Here is a 17,243-nt window from a genome sequence, read left to right on the forward strand (position 1 = left end):
GGCCCGCGCCACCTGTTCGACAGGCACCCTCTCCCCCGCCCACGGAAGGCGCGGGGGAGAGGGGTGGCACGCGTCAGTCGTGCGCGAGCGGGTTGGGCAGCGTCCCGTTCGGATACAGCGCGTGGCGCAGGGCCCGGTCGGTGTAGCGGGTGACGACGAGGCGGTCCCGGTTGAGCGCGTAGCGCGGAATCTCGGGGACCAGCAGGTCGTACTCGGCGAAGCGCTCGCGCAGCTCGGGGAAGCGCTGGTGGAAGCCCAGGATGGTCCTCCGGACCTGTCGCCAGAACGCCTGCTCGGGCATGCCGAGCTGTTCCTCGCACAGCGGCGCGAGATAACGGAAGTGCCCCACGAAGACCTGGTCCACCACGTGCTGGCGGATGACCGACGGGTGCTTGCGCGGCAGCACGTGGTCATGCCCGTCGGGCTCGGGGCCCCGCTCGGGGACATCGGTGAAGGACACGCAGACATCGTCGACGAAGTCCTTCAGGTACAGCCGGTGGGGAACATCGTTCTGGTCGAAGCCCAGCAGCGTGTTCTGCCCGTGCGGGTTGAAGGTGATGCCGTAGCGATAGAGCACGTGCATCAACGGGATGAGCAGCGTGTCGAACAGGTGCTGCAGCCACGCCTCCGCGCCAAGGCCCGACGCGCGCACCAGCTCCGCGACGAACGCCGTGCCCTGGCCGTCCACGTGCAGCAGCGAGGCGAACGTGCGCACCCGCTCCTCCGGGGCCTGCCGCGCGGCCACCGGCTCGCGCCAGATGCAACCCAGGGTCTCCAGGTGCTGGTACGGCACGTCCGCCACCTTGGAGAGGTACGGGTGCCGCACCGTCACCGAGGCGACCTCTCCGAGGAACACCGTGCGGCACGTCTCCGCGAGGAAGGCGTCGCCTTCCAGGAGGCACTTGAGCCACTGGGTGACGACGGGCGCTCCGAGGGTGCAGTGCGGTGGAATCCCCCGCCAGATGAGCGTGTTGACGATTCTCAGTGGCAGCTTCACGTCGTAACGGCCGGGCGTGGTGATGTTGGCCATGGTCCGGATGGACTGGCCCGGCAGGTACAGGTCGGGGCTGTCTCCCAGCGGCACGATTCGCCGCTGCGCCACGTCCGCGGCGTGCAGCACCTGCACGGCCTGCTCCCACTGCCACGGGTGCACGGGCATCCACACGAAGGCCTCCGGGGAGAGCCCCGCGGAGGTGAGCACGCGGGTGAAGCGGCTGCGCGTCGCCTCGTCCAACTCACGGGCGAGCACCGCGTGCTCGGACAGCTCAGACGTCCCGCGGAACTCCGCCAGCCCGCGGTGCACGGCCACCCACAAGAGCCGCACCGGCTGGCGAGACTCCGGGGCGTAGCGGCGCACGTCGGACGCGGTGAAGTTCACCCGGCCCTTGTTCGCCACCAGCCAGTTGTGCCCCGTCATGTGGCACTCCAGCTCCGTGTGGCCCACGGCGCGCAGCTCCGCGGCGGTGTGGCCCCCGTGGGTGATGCGCGCGGCATCCACCGCCAGCGTGGAGGACAGCTCGTTGAAGTACGTGGCCAGCGTGGACGGGTCCGTGCCCAGGGTGGAGGCTGAGTCCGTCAGGAACTGCAACGCGTCCCAGGCCGCCTCGGCGATGCTGTTGCCGAGCATGCTGGTGGCGCTGCGGGTGATGGACGCGGGGTCCACCTTCAGCCACCCGAAGGCGCCTGGCCGCGCGGAGAACACATAGGAGGTCCCGCTCCCCAGGTCGACCCGGTAGCGTCCCTCGCCGGCCTGGACGGGCTTGAGCATCTCCTCGAAACAGAACTCGCCCAGGGCCTTGGCCAGGAGCCGACGGTTGGCCTCGCGCCAGGCGGCGGGGCCCACTTCGGCGAGGGCTGGCACCGGGTGGTCGCCGCGCTCGTCGGGAGCGGGGCTCGCGGCGGTGGGAAGACGCGTCACGGAGGTTTTGAGGTCCAGGGCTTCGTTGTGGGATTTCACGGGGACTCCTTCAAGGAAAGGGACGGCTCACGGACGGCCGGGCGCAGAGCCCGGGACGCCGGGTGGGAAAGGACGCGGAGGGCGAGCACGGCGCCCCCCAGACACACGCCCGCCGCGGCGAGACACACCGCGAGGTAGGCGTTGGCGAAGGCCGCGTGGGCGAGCGGTACGAGGGCGGGCTCGACGGCGTCGAACTGCCCGGTCTCCACGGCGGTGCGGGTGTGCAGGGCTGCCTCGGCCGGGAGCGGACCGGCCGAGAGGGTGGCGCCGAGCCGCGAGGAGAACACGGCACCGAAGAGCGCCACCCCCGTGGCCGTTCCCAGGGGATAGCAGGCATTGGTCAGCCCCGAGGCCATCCCCGCGCGGTCCGCGGGGACCACGCCGACCGCCACGCCCATCAGCGGTGGGAAGAGGACGGCGCCGCCCGCTCCCATCAGCACCAATCCAGCGAAGCTCAGGGCCCACTGCGCCTGGGGCACGGCCGCGCCCAGGGCCAGCAGTCCCAGCCCCGCGCCCTGGAGGGCGAAGCCGCTGGAGACGAGCGGGGCGGCGGAGAAGCGCGCCTGCAGTCGCGCCATGAACATGCCGACGACGAGCAGGCTGCCCGTCAGCGGGAGCAGCCGCAGCCCCACCTGGAGGGGAGAGCCGCCGGCCGCGCGCTGCAGCCACAGGGTGGTGAAGACGAGCACGCCCAGGCTGGACATGCGCGCCAGGAACCCGAGCACCGCGGCTCCCGAGAGCGCGGGAATGCGCAGCAGTTCCAGGTCCAGCATGGCGCCGGGCCGGCGCTGGCTCGCGATGAGGGCCACGAGGAGGACGACTCCCACGCACGCCGGGATGAGTACGCGGGGCGAAGTCCAGCCGACGTCTGGCCCCATCACGAGGGGGTAATGAAGTGACAGCAGCATTCCGATGGCGAGAAGAGCCCCCAGCGGGTCCAGCTTCCGCTGGGTGTCCTGCGGCCTGAGGGCGGGCATCCGGGTCAGTGCGCCCACGACGACGGCCACGCCGATGGGCACGTTGATGAGGAATATCCACCGCCAGCCGACCAGCTCGACGAGCACGCCGCCCACCACTGGTCCGAGCGCGCCCGCGGCGGAGGCGATGGCCGCATAGGTCGCGATGGCCCGTCGTCGGTCGGCGCCCTCATACACGGCGGCGATGAGGGCGAGCGCGGGAGCGAACACCATCGAGCCGCCGAGTCCCTGGGCGACCCGGGCGGCGACCAGCGTGCCGGCGTCGGGCGCGAGGCCGCACAGCGCCGAGGCGAGGGTGAAGAGCGTGATGCCCGCGACGAAGACGCTCCGCCGGCCGATGCGGTCGGACAGCGCGCCCGCGGTGAGCAGCAGGGCGCCGAACGCGAGCGAGTAGGCGGAGACCGTCCACTGCACCTGGTGCAGCCCGGCCCCCAGGTCCCTGGCGATGGCCGCCAGCGCGACGTTGACCACCGTCACGTCCAGCGTCATCACCACTCCGCCCGCGCTCACCAGCGCGAAGGTCCATCCGGCCGCGCGCCGCGCGGCGATGCGCGCCGGCGTGTCGACCTCCGGCACGTCGCCGGGAACAGCGGGGGCCTCCGCGCTCATGAGGCCTCCGAGACGCGCGTGGCACGGGGCTGCGCCACGTCGTCGGGCACCACCGGCAGATCGACCCGGCGCGGCTCCGGCGGGTGGGGCCGGGGACGCGCGGTGGCCTCGGGGAGCCCGAAGCGGGAGAAGGCCGTGCGCCGGGGCAGGGTGAACACCTCGCGTCCCGCGACGGCGTTGAGGATGGTGGCGTTGCGGTACGCGGACACGCCCAGGTCGGGCGCGGCGACGCCGTGGCTGTGCAGGTCTGCGTGGGTGACGAAGATGCGTCCGCGCACCTCGGGTGCCAGCTCCACCGAGTAGTCCAGCCGCACCTGGTAGCGGCCCTGCGCATCCCAGCGCAGCAGCCCGTCCATGGGCCGCAGGAAGCCTGGCGAACGCTGCTTGTAGCCGGTGGCCGCGACCACCAGCGACGTCGTGTGCTCGAACGTCTCCTTCGTGTCCAGGTGCCGGCAGCGCAGCACCACGTCGCCCGAGCCGTTCACCGAGGCGTGCTCCACCGCGACGCCGCTGCGCAGCTCCACGTCGGCCAGCCCCCGCTCCAGCTCCCGCCGATACAGCAGGTCGTGAATCTGCTCCAGCGTCTCCGAGGAGACGCCCTTGTAGTGCCGCCATTGCTCGGCGACGAGCCGGTCCTTCGTCGACTGGGGCAGCGCGTGGAAGTACCGGACGTAGGCCGGCGTGGTCATCTCCAGCGTCAGCTTGGTGTAGTCCAGCGGCGCGAAGGACACCGTCCGCGTCAGCCAGCTCATCGCGGCCCCGCCGGCGAGGTTGCGCTGCAGCAGGTGCAGGGCGACCTCGGCCCCCGACTGCCCGGAGCCGACCACCGTCACGTGACGCGCGGCCTCCACGTCCGGCTGCCGGTGCAGGTAGTGGCCGGTGTGGATGAGCTTGTCGGAGGGCAGCGCGGAGAGCGCCCCGGGCACCGACGGCTCGGTGCCGATGCCGAGGACGACATCGCGCGCCGTCATGGACAACCGGCGGCCGTCCCCGCGCAGCACCTTCACGGTGAAGCGCTGGCGCTCCGCGTCCCAGTCAATCGTCTCCACCTGGTGCGAGAAGCGCACCGAGGGAAGCTTCGAGGCGGCCCAGCGCAGGTAGTCCTCGTACTCTCGGCGCGTCGGGTGGAAGCGCTCGCGGATGTAGAACGGATAGAGCCGGTCCATCTCGCGCAGGTACGCGAGGAAGGACAGCGGGTGGGTGGGGTCGACGAGCGTCACCAGGTCGGCGAGGAAGCTCAGCTGGAGCAGGGCCTCGTCGAACATCAGTCCCGGGTGCCAGCGCAGCTCCGGCCGGGACTCGAGCACGACCAGGTCCAGTCCCTCCACGGAGGAGGCGAGCGCGGCGAGCCCGAGGTTGAACGGCCCGCAGCCGACCGCGACCACGTCGTGCTCGGAGTGCAGGGGGAGCGCATCGGAAGTCACGGCAGTCATGGGAGGTCCTCCTCGGAGCGGGGGTAGACGAGCAGCGTGGCCGTCTTGTCAGGCAGGGTGATGGGGCCGACGACCTGGAAGCCGGCGGCGGTGAAGGCGCGCAGCGACGGGGCGTTGCGTGCATCGGGCTCGGCCACCACCCGGGTGCAGCGTGGGTCCGCGGCGAGCAGCCCCGTGGCCACCTCGCGCAGCAGCGCCCGGCCCAGGCCGCGCCCGGTGCTTCCGAGCTCGCCGATGGCGACGTGGACACCCAGGTCGTGAGGCCGCTGGGCGTAGTGTCCCGCCAGCCTGTCCCTCACCACCCGGTACACCTCGAGGTACGCCACCGGGGCGCCCTCGAAATGGAGCATGCACGGCAGCGAGTGGTCCGCGGCGAGCTGTCGCTCCAGCTCGGCCCGCCAGCGCTCCTCGGGCCAGGCCTGCTTCCAGAACGCGGCCACATGCGGGGCGTGCATCCACCGCGTCACCCGCTCCAGGTCCTCGGTGACGCTGGCGGGCCGGAGCGACCAGGGCTCGGTGACTCGTGCTACCGGAGGTGCCGGCACGTGGGCGTCCGCGGCGTCTTGTCGTGATGCGGTCATCATCGCGTCGCCTCGCGCAGGGGATTGGGCGCGTCGAGGTAGACGGACTGCGCGTCCAGCGGCGCGAGCACCTCGTCGATGCCGTGCAGCCGCGTGAGCAGGTTGCTCTTGCAGGGCAGGCTGTCGGCCTCCAGCCACCGGCGGGCCAGCCGGTCTCCGCGAGGCCCCGCCGAGGCCAGCGACGGCAGCGCCTCCCGCAGGCGCCCGGCCATCACCGCGAGCAGCCGACGCTCGTCTCCCAGTCCATCGACTCCCAGGCACCCGATGACCGCGAGGGCCTGGTTGCGCAGCAGGTAGTAGGAGAGCCGCTCGTCGACGATGTCGTCGTCGACCACCGCCAGCGTCGACGTGTCCACGCCGAGCAGCCCGAGCAGCCGGGGCAGGTGGGACGCCGCGAGGTAGTAGCCCTGGTTGTCGCGGAACGCGGAGCCGGTGACGCGGCCCTTCGCATCGAGCTGGACGAGGGTGTTCTGCTGGTGCGCCTCCAGGCCGATGCCGGTGGCCGCGTACAGGTGCAGCATGGGCACCAGCACTCGGTCCGTGTAGTCGGCGACCCACTGCTCGGCGGCGCCCGCGCCGAGCGCGGCCACCATGGTCCCCAGCAGGCTGCGCCCGAGGCCCGGGCGCGGCGCCACCAGCCCCACGAGGCAGCGCAGGTCGGCGATGCCGGCGGGCACCTCGCGCACCGCCACGTCCAGGCCGGTGACGTCCGGACCCTCCGCCCGGGAGGGCTCGTCCACCGCCAGCCACGCCGGGTCTCTCACGATGGAGAAGCGGGGATGGGCGGCGAAGGTCTCCCGCGCGTAGCCGGCATCCAGCAGCCGGTGGATTTCCAACCCGCGGCGCAGCTCCGTGCGCGTGGACTCGCGGCGGGAGTTGGTCAGCCGCAGGCCCATCGACAGCTTCAGCATCACCGAGACGTCGGGCCGGTAGACGGTGCGCACGCTGGAGGTGGCCCACCAGCGCGGCCCGCTCTCGCCCAGGGGCGTCAGCAGGCCCGCCTCGATGAGCGCGGCGATTCTGGGCCGCCGCGGCAAGTCCCGCGCTTGCCAGGGATGCGCCGGCACCAGCACCCGGCCGTCCTGTCGGGGCAGCTCCGAGAGGTCCGCGAGCAGGGCCACGGTGTCCCTCCCGGAGAGCGAGGGCGAGCCGACGACGGCGTCGTGCGACACCACCGAAGGGGCCGCGGCGAACCAGTGCAGTCGGAACGAGCCCCGCAGCTCCGGGGAGAAGTCCGCGTTGTCCGTGGCGGAGAGCCCGTCCCGGCTCTTGGGGGCCGGGTGGTGCAGGTGTCCGAGAATCAGCGCCTGCTCCGCCGCGAGGAAGCCATCCACGGGGGGAGGAGAGAGCGGGTGCTCGCGGCGGTGGGCCACGAAGTCCGCCGCGCGGCGCACCGACTCGGCCGTGCGCTCGACGAGGTCGGCCGTCTGGCCCGAGGGAATGCCGCCACGGCGCGCGCCGCCTCGCCGCGTGGCCTCCTGGGCCACCAGCGCCACGGCGAGGACAGGGTCGGCGGGGGAGAGTGCTCCGCCCGGGCCCTCGAGGAGCACCGGCCCGAAGCGGTGCCACCCGCTCGGCGAGCAGTGCGTGACTTCGGTGCGCAGGCTGAGCCCGGTGCTCGGCAGCGTGACGCGCAGCGGCCCCGGGTGGACCGGGGTGTGGGTCTCCACGAGCCAGCAGCGCAGCAGCGCTTCCAGGTGGGCATGCTCCGCCGCGCGGCGCGGGTCCGCGTCGTTCAGCGGGTCCGTTCCGGAAGCCGCGTCCAGGGGAAGGGCGGCGCTCATGCGGCCCCCTTCTGGAGGCGGGGCGAGCAGGCGCGGCCGGCCGAGAGCACGGCATCCACGAGGGCGTCGATGTCCTCGGGGGTCGTGGTGGGGTTGAGCAGGGTGAACTTGAGGCACACCCGCTCCGGTGAGTCGGGCCCGTCCAGCCGGACCGAGGTGCGCCCTATCAACGCGGCCCCGGTCTCCATCATCCGGCGGCGCATCTCGCCGTTGATTTCATCCTCGCGCTCGGGAGCCTCGGAGCAGAGGTAGCGGAACACGACGGTGGTCAGCTCGGCGGGGGACACCAGCTCCAGCTCGGGCTCGGCCGCGATGCGCTTCTCGGCGTGCAGGGCCAGGTCGTGGCAGGCATCCACCATCTCCCCGAGGCCCCGGCGCCCGTGCGCCAGCAGCGTGGCGGCGACCTTCACCGCGTCCGGCCTGCGGGTGGTCTGCAGACTGCGGCCCAGCAGCCCCTCATAGCCCGCGTCCGCGTCGTCCACCGGGTTGAGGTAGGCGACCTCGCGCTCCAGGGCGGTGAAGGCACTGGCGTTGGAGACCAGCAGCACGCTCGTCGCCGCGGGCTGCCAGCCCAGCTTGTGCAGGTCCAGGGTGATGGAGTCCGCCAGCTCCAGGCCCGCCAACCGGCCCGCGAGCCGCTCCGAGAAGAGCGCCCCGAAGCCGTACGCCGCGTCGACGTGCATCCAGATGCCGTGCTCGGCGGCGATGGCGGCGATTTGCGGCAGCGGGTCGATGCTGCCGAAGTCCGTCGTCCCCGCCGTGGCGACGATGGCCAGCGGCGTGTGCTCCGGACCCAGCTCCCGAAGGAGGGTAGCCAGCGCCTCGGGCCTCATGCGTCGGCGCGAGTCGGTCGGAACGGGCCGCACGGCGTCCTCCCCCAGGCCGAGCGCCGCGCAGGCGCGGTGGACCGAGAAGTGCGCCAGCTCCGAGCACAGCACGACGGGCCCCCGCAGCGTGCCCACGCCCTGACGACGGGTGTCGATGCCACGGCGCAGCGCCGCCGCGTCCCGCGCCAGCAGGAGGCCCAGCAGGTTGGACATCGAACCGCCCGGGGTCAGCACCCCGTCGGCCTGATGGCCAAGCCCGGCCAGCTCCACCAGCCCCTGGATGAGCCAGCGCTCCATGGCGATGGCCGACGGCCCCGAGTCATACGTGTCCAGCGAGGCGTTGCTCGCGCTGGCCAGCGCGTCCGCGGCGACGGCGACCGCCAGCGGGGGCGGCTGGAGGTGTGCCACCGCATGCGGATGCGACAGGTGGAGCCCATACTCCACCAGCACCCTGCCGACCCGGGCCAGCGCGGCCTCGGTGCCGATGCCCTCCTCGGGGATGCCCTTCACGCCCAGCGCCGCCGTGGCCGCGGCCAGGATGTCCGCCGGAGTCCCCGCCCTGAGGGGACCATGGGGCCACCGCGCGACGGCCAGCGCGCTGCCCACCGCGCCCGTCAATGCCGCGGACACCGCGGCCAGCCCCTCCCGAGAGCCCGCCAGCACCGACGACGGGCGGCGGGGCCAGTGGGGTGCCAGGTTCGGCACCCGCTGTCCTTCTTCAGTCTCTGCCTGCATGTCTGCTCCTTCTATGTTGACTTGGATAATGCGAATCGATTTCAACGTCTGGGCACACGTCTGCCATTGCGTGGGTGGACACGCGGGGACTGAGTTTCAGCTCACAGGCACACTACGGCCGAGGCCTGACATGCCGCGGCGTGGGGCGGTTTCGAGACACAATGCGGCCCTGGCGTGGACAGACACGCTGCAGGCGCGGTGAATGGGGGGCCGTGGGCGTTGAAGCCCTAACCAGGTCGGAATGGCTCCCCTGTGTCAGGTTCCACCCGCTCCAGTCCTGGATGCACCACCGGTGGGAGGTCCTCCCAGGTGATGAGGGGGTGGGGCGGGACCGCGAGGTGAGCCCATTCCTGCTCGTCCTCGTTGGTGGTGACAACGGTACTGTCTTTGCCACCCTGATGTGACATCGCGATGATTTCCGGCTCGCTCGCGTCGAAGAACAGCCGGCCCGAGGCGACGCGGTGGAGGCCGTCCCGAGGGCACGCGTGCGCGCTGGTGTACGTCGCATGGCTCAGGCTTCTGCCTTTCGCCATGGAGTGAGTGGTGGCCTCCTGCCTCATGGCGGAGTCGTCCTCCCCACCCTCTGTAACGAGCAGCGTGGCGAAGATGACAAACCAACCCGCGATGCAGAGCCGGCCAGCCCCTTTCGTGAGCCGCGCCATCTGTATTTTTCCGTGGATTCGGTGATTTTGAGAGTTAAATTCAAAATCAGGATATACCCGATGAATCCGACAGGCGCTACCTCTTTCATTCAGGATTGGGGTGTTGCGATATGTATTTCGACGTCCGAGACATATCGTCAGCGGGGTGGGTACTTCCTCGCACCGTCACGCACCGCGAAGCCCCTGGTATGGCAATCAGGGCTCGGAACCGCACATGTGATCCACTCCTCCGGAGGTCGCTCTGCCCGGGGCAATCACAGACAGATTCCGCGACAGGTCCGGCGGTTCACGGGTGGTGTGCCATGGTGTCGCGCCCAGCGACTCCCGAACCCACCGAGTACCCGGCCATCGCCGCGTCCGTGGCCCGCGCGAGCCTCAGGGGGCGGGACGAAGGATTTCTTGGGATGCGGGCCAGGCCATTTCCTCTTTCCCCCCGAAAGGCTCGGGGAGCGTCCGAAGTGGCATGACGAAGTCTTGACCGACTGACCTGCCGTGAAGGCGTCAGTCGAGCATTCCATGGAGGCTGATATCCAATCGGCTGTTGACCAGTCCCAGGAGGCTCTCCAAGGCAAGCTGGTCCTGCTTCAGCCGGGGCGCGAGCTCCATGCGGACGCGCTCGAGAAGCAGCTCGCGGGCATCGGCGACCCTGCGCGCGACGCCGGAGCGCGAGCCCCCATACATGAGCGTCAGCCGGTCCATCGTGAACCCATGGAAATGGTGCAAGCGCAGCAGGGCCCGCTCCTGCTCTGGGAGCACGGCCACCGCCTTGCGGAGCGACTCGACGAGGAACTGGCGTGCGTCTTCGCGCAGCAGCGCGTACTCGGGGGCGCGACGAGCCACGCTGTGGGCCCTTGCCTGCGCCAGCGTGTGCCGTGCCGCTTCCACCCGGGGGCGCAGGTCGTCGGGAGGCGGAGGGCGGCTGGTGAGCCCGGGGGTTTCGCGGCATCCGGTGAGTCCCTCGAGGGCGGCCGTCAACTCGGGCGCGTTCTGCACCGTCACCGCGTCCGCCTTCTCCAGCCCCTTGCCGGCTTCAATGAAGACCCGGAGCACCTCCCTCCAGGGACGCGGCTCCCTCATCCACTCCGCCAGGGTGATTCCCTCCACGAGCTCCATGGCCAGGAAGACGGCCTCGCCATGGGTACCCACGTCAAGGAGGGTGACGACGTTGGGATGCGCGAGTCGGGCGAGCGCCTGGGCTTCGCGCAGCAGCCGCTGCCGCAGGTCGTCTCGTTGGTGTCCCTCGGGGCGAAGCCTCTTGAGGGCCACCCGGCGGCCCAGCTCCGGGTCATCCGCCGCGTAGACGACGCCCATCGCTCCCGACCCGAGGGGTCCTGTCACCACGTAGCGGGAGACCCTGTCGCCCGGCCTCGGGGATTGGGAGGGCGTCCGTGGGAGCTCCGTTCCATTCCCCGCCGCCAGGGCCCCACCGACAATCCGCGCAGCTTTCCACGTGCGCCAGGACGGAGACCCGGTGCTCTTCGGAGAGCAGCCCGGCGAGAAGGTCCGTCAGCGTCACTTCCTGAGGACATGAGGGCGTGGGGGCCGATTCCGTGACGCGTTCCGGTTCGCCAGACGGGGTGGATGGGGGAACTCGGTCACGCATACGACTCCTCGGGAAAATCTAGGAATACATGTTGGTCAAGTCTTGGGAGTTTGACCATCAAGGAGAGCGCCGTGGCCCCTTCCAACGGAGGACGCACTGGGGGTGTCTGTCATTCACTCGCCCTTACGCACTTCCTGACGTGGCATTGCGTGCGTGAAGGATTGCGCCCGCTTCGACACCGTCGGCCGGGCGCCGCTCGGCGACGCGTCAGCGCGATGCCGCGATGCCCGCGAGGATGAGGTCGATGCCGGCGAGGAACTCGGCGAGGTCATCGTGTCCGGGCAGTTGGGCCGCGACCTTCCGAGTGAAGGGATACTCGTGGGCGTCGAGCTGCTTCCACCTGGCCGACATCGTGTCGAGAAAGTCAGCGCGGTCCACGGACGGCTCGAACAGGCGGCCGTTCGCGGCATTCTGGATGCTCACGCCAACGATGTAGCTCAACAGCGCCGACGCCGACGTGAACTGGGCGCGGCCCGAAACCCCCAACGCCTGGACCTGACGTCCGATGCGCTCGAATATCCTCAGCGTCGGGGTCTCCCACGGCGCGCGAGAGAGCTGCGCGCCCACCCACGGATGCGCATCAATCGTCTCGAACACGCCGACCGCGATGCCGCGGATGGCTTCGTGCGGGGTGGCGACGGCGGGGACTTGGGCCACCGTGCGGGCGATGACGGCATCGGTGGCGGCGACGAGCAGCTCGCCCTTGTTCGCGATGTGCCAGTAGAGCGCGCCAGGTCCCGTCGCCAGCCGCGAGGCAAGCGAGCGGAAGGTCAACCCGCTCTCCCCCTCTTCGTCGAGCAGCTCAATCGCCGCGTCGACGATTCGCTCCCGTGAGAGCGCGTCCTCACGTCGTTCCGAGCCGCGCTTCGTGGTTCCCATGGCCCCATCTTGACAGAAATGGAACGGCGTTCCAGTGTTGTTATGGAACGGCGTTCCATGGGCCGCGACGGCGTCGCCGGGCGGCCTTCGCCTTGAAAGGAATCACGATGACTTCCATCGCAATCATTGGCGCTGGGCTCGGAGGGCTGACGCTCGCTCGTGTCCTGCACGTCCACGGCATCGCCGCCACCGTCTACGAGGCCGATGCATCCGCGGAGGCGCGCACGCAAGGCGGGATGCTCGACATCCATGACTACAACGGGCAGCTCGCGCTGAAGGCAGCCGGACTGTTCGACGAATTCCGCCGAATCATCCATCCAGGAGGCGAGGCTTCGCGGGTGCTCGACCCGCACGGCGCGGTCCTGCTCGACCAGCCCGACGACGGCGGCGGCGTTCGCCCCGAGGTGCATCGTGGAGATCTGCGGCGCATCCTGCTCGACTCGCTGCCCGACGGCACCGTCCACTGGGGGCGCAAGGTCATGGCCATCCGCCCGCTCGGCGAAGGGCAGCACACGGTGACGTTCGCGGACGGGGCGAGCGTGACGACGAGCCTCGTGGTCGGTGCGGACGGCGCCTGGTCGAAGGTCCGGCCGCTGCTGTCCGAGGCGAAGCCCGAGTACGTCGGCACCTCGTTCATCGAGACGTACCTGCTCGACGCCGACGCGCGCCACCCGGCCAGCGCGAAGGTCGTTGGCGGCGGGGCGCTCTACGCGCTCGCGCCCGGCAAGGGGATTGTCGCCCACCGTGAGACGAACGGCGTCCTGCATACCTACGTCGCGCTCACCCGGCCGAAGGAGTGGATTTCGGGCATCGACTTCACGGACCCGAAGGTGGCGAAGGTTCGAGTCGCGGCGGAGTTCGACGGCTGGGCGCCAGAGCTCACCGCGTTGATTACCGACGGGGAGACCGCCCCCGTCCTCCGAATGGTCCATGCGCTCCCGCCCGGACATCGGTGGGCGCGCGTGCCCGGGGTGACGCTTCTCGGCGACGCCGCGCATCTGAACCCGCCCGACGGGGAGGGCGCCAACCTGGCGATGTACGACGGCGCCGAGCTCGGCAAGGCCTTGGCCGCGCACCGGGGCGACTTCGAAGCCGCGCTGGCCGAGTACGAAGCCGCCCTGTTCATCCGGAGCGCGGACGCCGCCGTCGAGGCCGCGAAGGTCCACGCGCTCTGCTTCGACGACGCCAACGCCCCGCACGGGCTGATTGACCTGCTGACCGGCGGCTCCGCGACGATGCCGTCCACGCCGTTCCGGCAGGGCACGTCGCCCTGACCGGAGTCGACACGACAGGGTTCTCTCCAGCTCCGCTTGGGAGGTGGAATCAGGCGGAGCCGATGCTCGCCACGGTGTCCAGCGCCTTGACCGCATCGTCCGGAAGCTTGAGTTCGGCGGCGGCGAGGTTCTCCCGCAGGTGGGCGACGGATGAGGTTCCGGGAATCAAGAGGATGTTGGGCGAGCGACGAAGGAGCCAGGCGAGCGCGACCTGCATGGGCGTGGCGCCGAGGCGCGCGGCGACGTCAGACAACGTCGACGACTGCAGCGGGGTGAAGCCGCCGAGCGGGAAGAACGGCACATAGGCGATGCCATCGCGGGCGAGCTCGTCGATGAGTGCGTCGTCCTCTCGATGCGCCAGGTTGTATTGGTTCTGCACGCAGACGATGTCGCAGATCTCGCGGCCTTCCGCGATTTGCGTGCGCGTGACATTGCTCAACCCGATGTGCCGAATCAGTCCCTGCTTCTGGAGGTCGGCGAGCGCGCGGAGCGGTGCCTCCAGAGAGCCCTCGGCGGGGTGATGCACGCTGAACATGCTGCGGAGGTTGACCACATCGAGCACCTCCAGCCCCAGATTGCGGAGGTTGTCGTGGACCGCCTGGGTCAACTCCTCGCGTGAAAGGGCAGGGAGCCAGGAGCCATCCGCACCCCGCCTGGCGCTGACCTTGGTGACGATGGTGAGACCCTCGCGATAGGGGTGCAGCGCTTCGCGAATCAACTGATTGGTGATGTGCGGGCCATAGAAGTCGCTGGTGTCGATGTGGTCCACCCCGCTCGCGACGGCCTCGCGCAGCACGGCGAGGGCCGCATCCCGGTTCTTCGGCGGGCCGAACACCCCGGGCCCCGCCAGTTGCATGGCGCCATAGCCGAGCCGCTTCACGCGGCGCGCGCCAAGGCTGAACGTTCCGACCTGCTCGATGCTGGACATGCGCTCTCCTTTGAAGACGAGGCAAAGTAGGCCGCCGCCGGGCTGACGAGAATCAGGTACAATCCGCACGGGCTGTGCGGAGTGGCGAACAATGAAGGTCGACCTGAGCGATTTGAATGCCTTCCTGGCGGTGGCGCGCGCCGGAGGCTTTCGCGATGGGGCGCGCAGCAGCGGAAGCAGCGCGTCCGGCCTCAGTGAGGCGGTGCGCCGTCTGGAGGCCCAACTGGGGGTCAGGCTGCTCAACCGGACGACGCGCAGTGTCGTCCTCACGGAAGCAGGCGAGGGGTTGCTCGCGCGGCTCGGCCCCGCCTTGACGGAGGTGGAGGCGGCCCTCGACGTGGTGAATGGCTTTCGAGACAGGCCGGCGGGGGTGTTGCGTCTCAATGTGCCGGTCAGCGCGGCGAGGCTGGTTCTGCCCCGCATCGTTCCGCCCTTCCTCGCGGCCTACCCAGAGGTCCGGTTGGAGGTGATGACGGACGAGAGTTTTGTCGACGTGCTCGCGGCCGGGTGCGACGCCGGCATCCGCTACGATGACCGATTGGAGCAGGACATGATTGCGGTGCCCATCGGGCCCCGTGTCCAGCGCTTCGCCGCCGCTGCCTCCCCCGCCTATCTCGAGCGCCATGGTCGTCCGTTGCATCCCCGCGACTTGCTCGACCATGCCTGTCTGCGCGGACGCTTCCCGAGCGGGACGATGACGTCGTGGGAGTTCGAGCGGGGCGCTGAGGTCGTCAAGGTCGAACCATCGGGGCCGTTGATAGTCCGGGTCGGAGGAGCGACCGACCTCGCCGTCGACGCGGCCATCGCCGGTTGCGGCATCGTGTACCTCTTCGAGGACTGGCTGCGCCCGCATCTGGACCGGGGCGCCCTCGAGCCCATCCTCGAACCCTGGTGGCAGTCCTTCTCCGGGCCGTTTCTCTACTACCCCGGGCGGCGTCTCGTGCCGACGCCGCTCCGGGCATTCGTCGACTTCATCAAGGCCTCGGCGGAGCCTTCCTGACCGGTGTAACGACGCAAAGCCTATGCAACCGGATGCGCGAAAAAGTATCGGGCTCCAGGCTTGAAGTCGTTTGCCTTCGGTGAAGCCAGGAACTTCTCCATCATGTGGATGGCCTCGCCCTGAACAAAGTTGCCGGCCCTGAAGAAGGCTGAGCAATCAAGCCCGGTTGTCGCCTCGAACTTCTCGCGCAATACAACGGTCAGGGGGGTCTGGGTGATTTCGAAGTCAGACAGCGTGTAGTGAAAGCCCCGGGAGGACCAGTTGAAGCCACCTTCGGTGATGAACGTCGGAGGATTCATGGGGGACAAGCTCCGGTGGCGTGGCGACCGGGTTCCAGACAGGGACATCCTCTCAGTTGAAGCAGAGGGAGATCGTCTCGGTATGGTCCGAACGCTCCGCGATACCGACCTGGTCGCAGCGCTCGCCGGCTCCGCAAGGGAGCCCGATGCTGCATCGTCGATGACAAAGGCGGTCACCTGTCTCGGGTGCGCAGGTGCCGGCATCCACCCCTTCGGGGACGGCAGGGGGACATTCCTGGCTGACGTAGCAAAGCTCGAGCGCGGCTGTGCACTTCTCGGAGAAGGAGCACGCCGCGAACGAGGACGCTGGCACCTGGGGGGTGGAGCCGGAGTCGCCGGCGGGGGGGAGCTCGAAGCCGCCAGAATCAGGGGTGTCCTCGGAGTCGGAGTCGTTGCATCCGGAGGTGGCCAGGAGCAGGAGGGCGGCGGAGAGCAGGAGGGAGCGGCGCATACGGACTCCTTCAACGGGTTGTTAGAAAGGGCCCCAGCAATCAGTGCAGATGAGGACCTGCGAATCCGAGGCCTCGCAGATGCCGTTCCCACAGGTGCCGCAATCCGCGAGGCATGAGCCGTTCTGTTCGAAGATGGTGCAGATTCCGTCGCCGCAGGGAGGGCAGTCATCGGTGCACACGCCTTCTTCGCCACTCTGGCAGATGAAGTCGCCACAGAACGGCTGGCAATCCGTGGGGCAGCTCAGGTTGTTCTCCTCCGGATAGCACCTGCCATCGCCACAGACAGCGGGGTCTGTGTACATCCAGCGGACGGTCTTCACGTCCGTCGCGCTCATGCCAGAGGTCTGTCCCATGAGGTACTCCCTCCCCCGGAGGGAGCGGAGGGTCGGCGCCCCGTTCCTCGAGAAGGCATAGGGGTGGTAGTGCATGATGGAGCCCTCATCGTAGTCATAGATGTCGCCGGAGCTCGGCGTCGACCCGACGCAGTACTGGTTGAAGGCGTGCGCATACCCGGGCTGCACATTGGCCCAGAGGACTTCGACGTAGGTGTCCCGGTCGCAGCGGCTCTGCTCGTGCCACATTCCCAGCGCGTGCAGCAGCTCGTGGATGGTGCTGCCCGTGCCGCAGCCGTCCGCGAGATTGATGACCTGTCCGCCGCCGACGCGCCCGACCTGTGAGTTGCACTCGGTGGCGTTTCGCGTGATGTAGATGTAGTCCGCGTACCCGGCGGTGCGCGGAAAGAAGTTCACGCCCGGGTTGTTGGCCTCGATATGGGCGATGGCGTCCGTCACCCGGTACTGCATGGGAAGGGCCGGGTCGATGACGTACGGCACGTTGCCCGAGCTCCAACGGCTGCCGCTCGCGTAGGTGATGCTGCCCATGCCTTGCACGCCGTCCGTGAGAGCGCGCTCCAGTGCCTCGCGGTGGGTGGGAATCACATCCGCCGGCCCCAGGTCGATGTCTCCCTCGAAGATGGCGCGGCCGCCTTGCACCGTGAAGGTGACTTGCGCGGGCTCGCCGCGGATGACCGCCCAGCCGGTGCCAACCGCGCCAGAGGTGGAGGGCGTTCCCGCGCCTGCGGGAACCTCGGAGGAATGGGCGTCGTCATCGACCTGGCAGCCAGCGAGCAGCGTGAGGACGGAAACGGCCATGAGGGAGCGGCAAAAAGACACGGAACTCTCCAATCTTCGCCAAGGGGCGATGAGGTTTTGGATAGTACGCCTCACGTCAGCCCGTCGCGCCG

At 69.8% G+C, this 17,243-nt stretch carries 14 protein-coding genes; 2 read left to right on the top strand and 12 right to left on the bottom strand.

Annotation, left to right across the window (positions count from 1 at the left end):
- Positions 1–73: 73 nt before the first annotated feature.
- The 9 genes from G4D83_RS21205 to G4D83_RS21245 all read right to left on the bottom strand — a co-directional run bounded on the left by G4D83_RS21205 (position 74) and on the right by G4D83_RS21245 (position 12,047).
- Complete coding sequence (locus G4D83_RS21205) at positions 74–1,957, bottom strand: IucA/IucC family protein (protein WP_163866632.1); 1,884 nt, start codon at positions 1,955–1,957, stop codon at positions 74–76.
- On the bottom strand, positions 1,954–3,543 hold the full coding sequence (locus G4D83_RS21210; RefSeq protein ID WP_163866633.1) for an MFS transporter: 1,590 nt from the start codon (positions 3,541–3,543) through the stop codon (positions 1,954–1,956). Before G4D83_RS21210 ends, G4D83_RS21205 begins: the two co-directional genes overlap by 4 nt.
- On the bottom strand, positions 3,540–4,976 hold the full coding sequence (locus tag G4D83_RS21215; protein ID WP_163866634.1) for a lysine N(6)-hydroxylase/L-ornithine N(5)-oxygenase family protein: 1,437 nt from the start codon (positions 4,974–4,976) through the stop codon (positions 3,540–3,542). Before G4D83_RS21215 ends, G4D83_RS21210 begins: the two co-directional genes overlap by 4 nt.
- Positions 4,973–5,560 carry a GNAT family N-acetyltransferase gene (locus tag G4D83_RS21220; RefSeq protein WP_240356467.1) on the bottom strand — a complete coding sequence of 196 codons (588 nt, stop codon included), beginning with the start codon at positions 5,558–5,560 and terminating at the stop codon, positions 4,973–4,975. The genes G4D83_RS21215 and G4D83_RS21220 overlap by 4 nt, the downstream gene beginning before the upstream one ends.
- Positions 5,557–7,341 carry an IucA/IucC family protein gene (locus tag G4D83_RS21225; RefSeq protein ID WP_163866635.1) on the bottom strand — a complete coding sequence of 595 codons (1,785 nt, stop codon included), beginning with the start codon at positions 7,339–7,341 and terminating at the stop codon, positions 5,557–5,559. Before G4D83_RS21225 ends, G4D83_RS21220 begins: the two co-directional genes overlap by 4 nt.
- Positions 7,338–8,903 (bottom strand): pyridoxal phosphate-dependent decarboxylase family protein, encoded by a 1,566-nt coding sequence (locus G4D83_RS21230; RefSeq protein ID WP_163866636.1) that lies wholly within the window; start codon positions 8,901–8,903, stop codon positions 7,338–7,340. The genes G4D83_RS21225 and G4D83_RS21230 overlap by 4 nt, the downstream gene beginning before the upstream one ends.
- 1,163 nt (positions 8,904–10,066) lie before the next feature.
- The gene (locus tag G4D83_RS46250; RefSeq protein WP_240356468.1) at positions 10,067–10,876 is read right to left on the bottom strand and encodes a protein kinase domain-containing protein; all 810 of its coding nucleotides are present in this window, start codon (positions 10,874–10,876) and stop codon (positions 10,067–10,069) included.
- Entirely contained in the window at positions 10,851–11,168 is a 318-nt protein-coding gene (locus G4D83_RS46255; RefSeq protein ID WP_240356469.1) for a zf-HC2 domain-containing protein, read from the bottom strand. Before G4D83_RS46255 ends, G4D83_RS46250 begins: the two co-directional genes overlap by 26 nt.
- Positions 11,169–11,375: 207 nt before the next feature.
- Positions 11,376–12,047: a TetR/AcrR family transcriptional regulator gene (locus G4D83_RS21245; RefSeq protein ID WP_163866637.1), complete on the bottom strand. Its 672-nt coding sequence runs from the start codon at positions 12,045–12,047 to the stop codon at positions 11,376–11,378.
- A 107-nt stretch (positions 12,048–12,154) separates the two neighbouring features.
- On the opposite strand from G4D83_RS21245, the gene G4D83_RS21250 reads away from it, so the two are divergent.
- Positions 12,155–13,321, top strand: coding sequence for an FAD-dependent oxidoreductase (locus tag G4D83_RS21250; RefSeq protein WP_163866638.1), 1,167 nt, complete (start codon positions 12,155–12,157; stop codon positions 13,319–13,321).
- A gap of 49 nt (positions 13,322–13,370) precedes the next feature.
- Here the strand turns inward: G4D83_RS21250 and G4D83_RS21255 are convergent, their stop codons facing one another.
- Complete coding sequence (locus G4D83_RS21255) at positions 13,371–14,249, bottom strand: aldo/keto reductase family oxidoreductase (RefSeq protein ID WP_163866639.1); 879 nt, start codon at positions 14,247–14,249, stop codon at positions 13,371–13,373.
- Between the two features lie 91 nt (positions 14,250–14,340).
- Here G4D83_RS21255 and G4D83_RS21260 point away from each other — a divergent pair, with 91 nt between their 5' ends.
- Positions 14,341–15,249: a LysR family transcriptional regulator gene (locus G4D83_RS21260; protein WP_163866640.1), complete on the top strand. Its 909-nt coding sequence runs from the start codon at positions 14,341–14,343 to the stop codon at positions 15,247–15,249.
- A gap of 20 nt (positions 15,250–15,269) precedes the next feature.
- On the opposite strand, the gene G4D83_RS21265 is transcribed toward G4D83_RS21260, so the two are convergent.
- Both G4D83_RS21265 and G4D83_RS21270 read right to left on the bottom strand, forming a co-directional pair.
- Positions 15,270–15,548, bottom strand: coding sequence for a hypothetical protein (locus tag G4D83_RS21265; protein ID WP_163866641.1), 279 nt, complete (start codon positions 15,546–15,548; stop codon positions 15,270–15,272).
- Between the two features lie 472 nt (positions 15,549–16,020).
- Complete coding sequence (locus tag G4D83_RS21270; protein ID WP_163866642.1) at positions 16,021–17,151, bottom strand: M12 family metallopeptidase; 1,131 nt, start codon at positions 17,149–17,151, stop codon at positions 16,021–16,023.
- Between the last annotated feature and the right edge of the window lie 92 nt (positions 17,152–17,243).

The organism is Myxococcus eversor (genome assembly GCF_010894455.1).
Taxonomy (GTDB): domain Bacteria; phylum Myxococcota; class Myxococcia; order Myxococcales; family Myxococcaceae; genus Myxococcus; species Myxococcus eversor.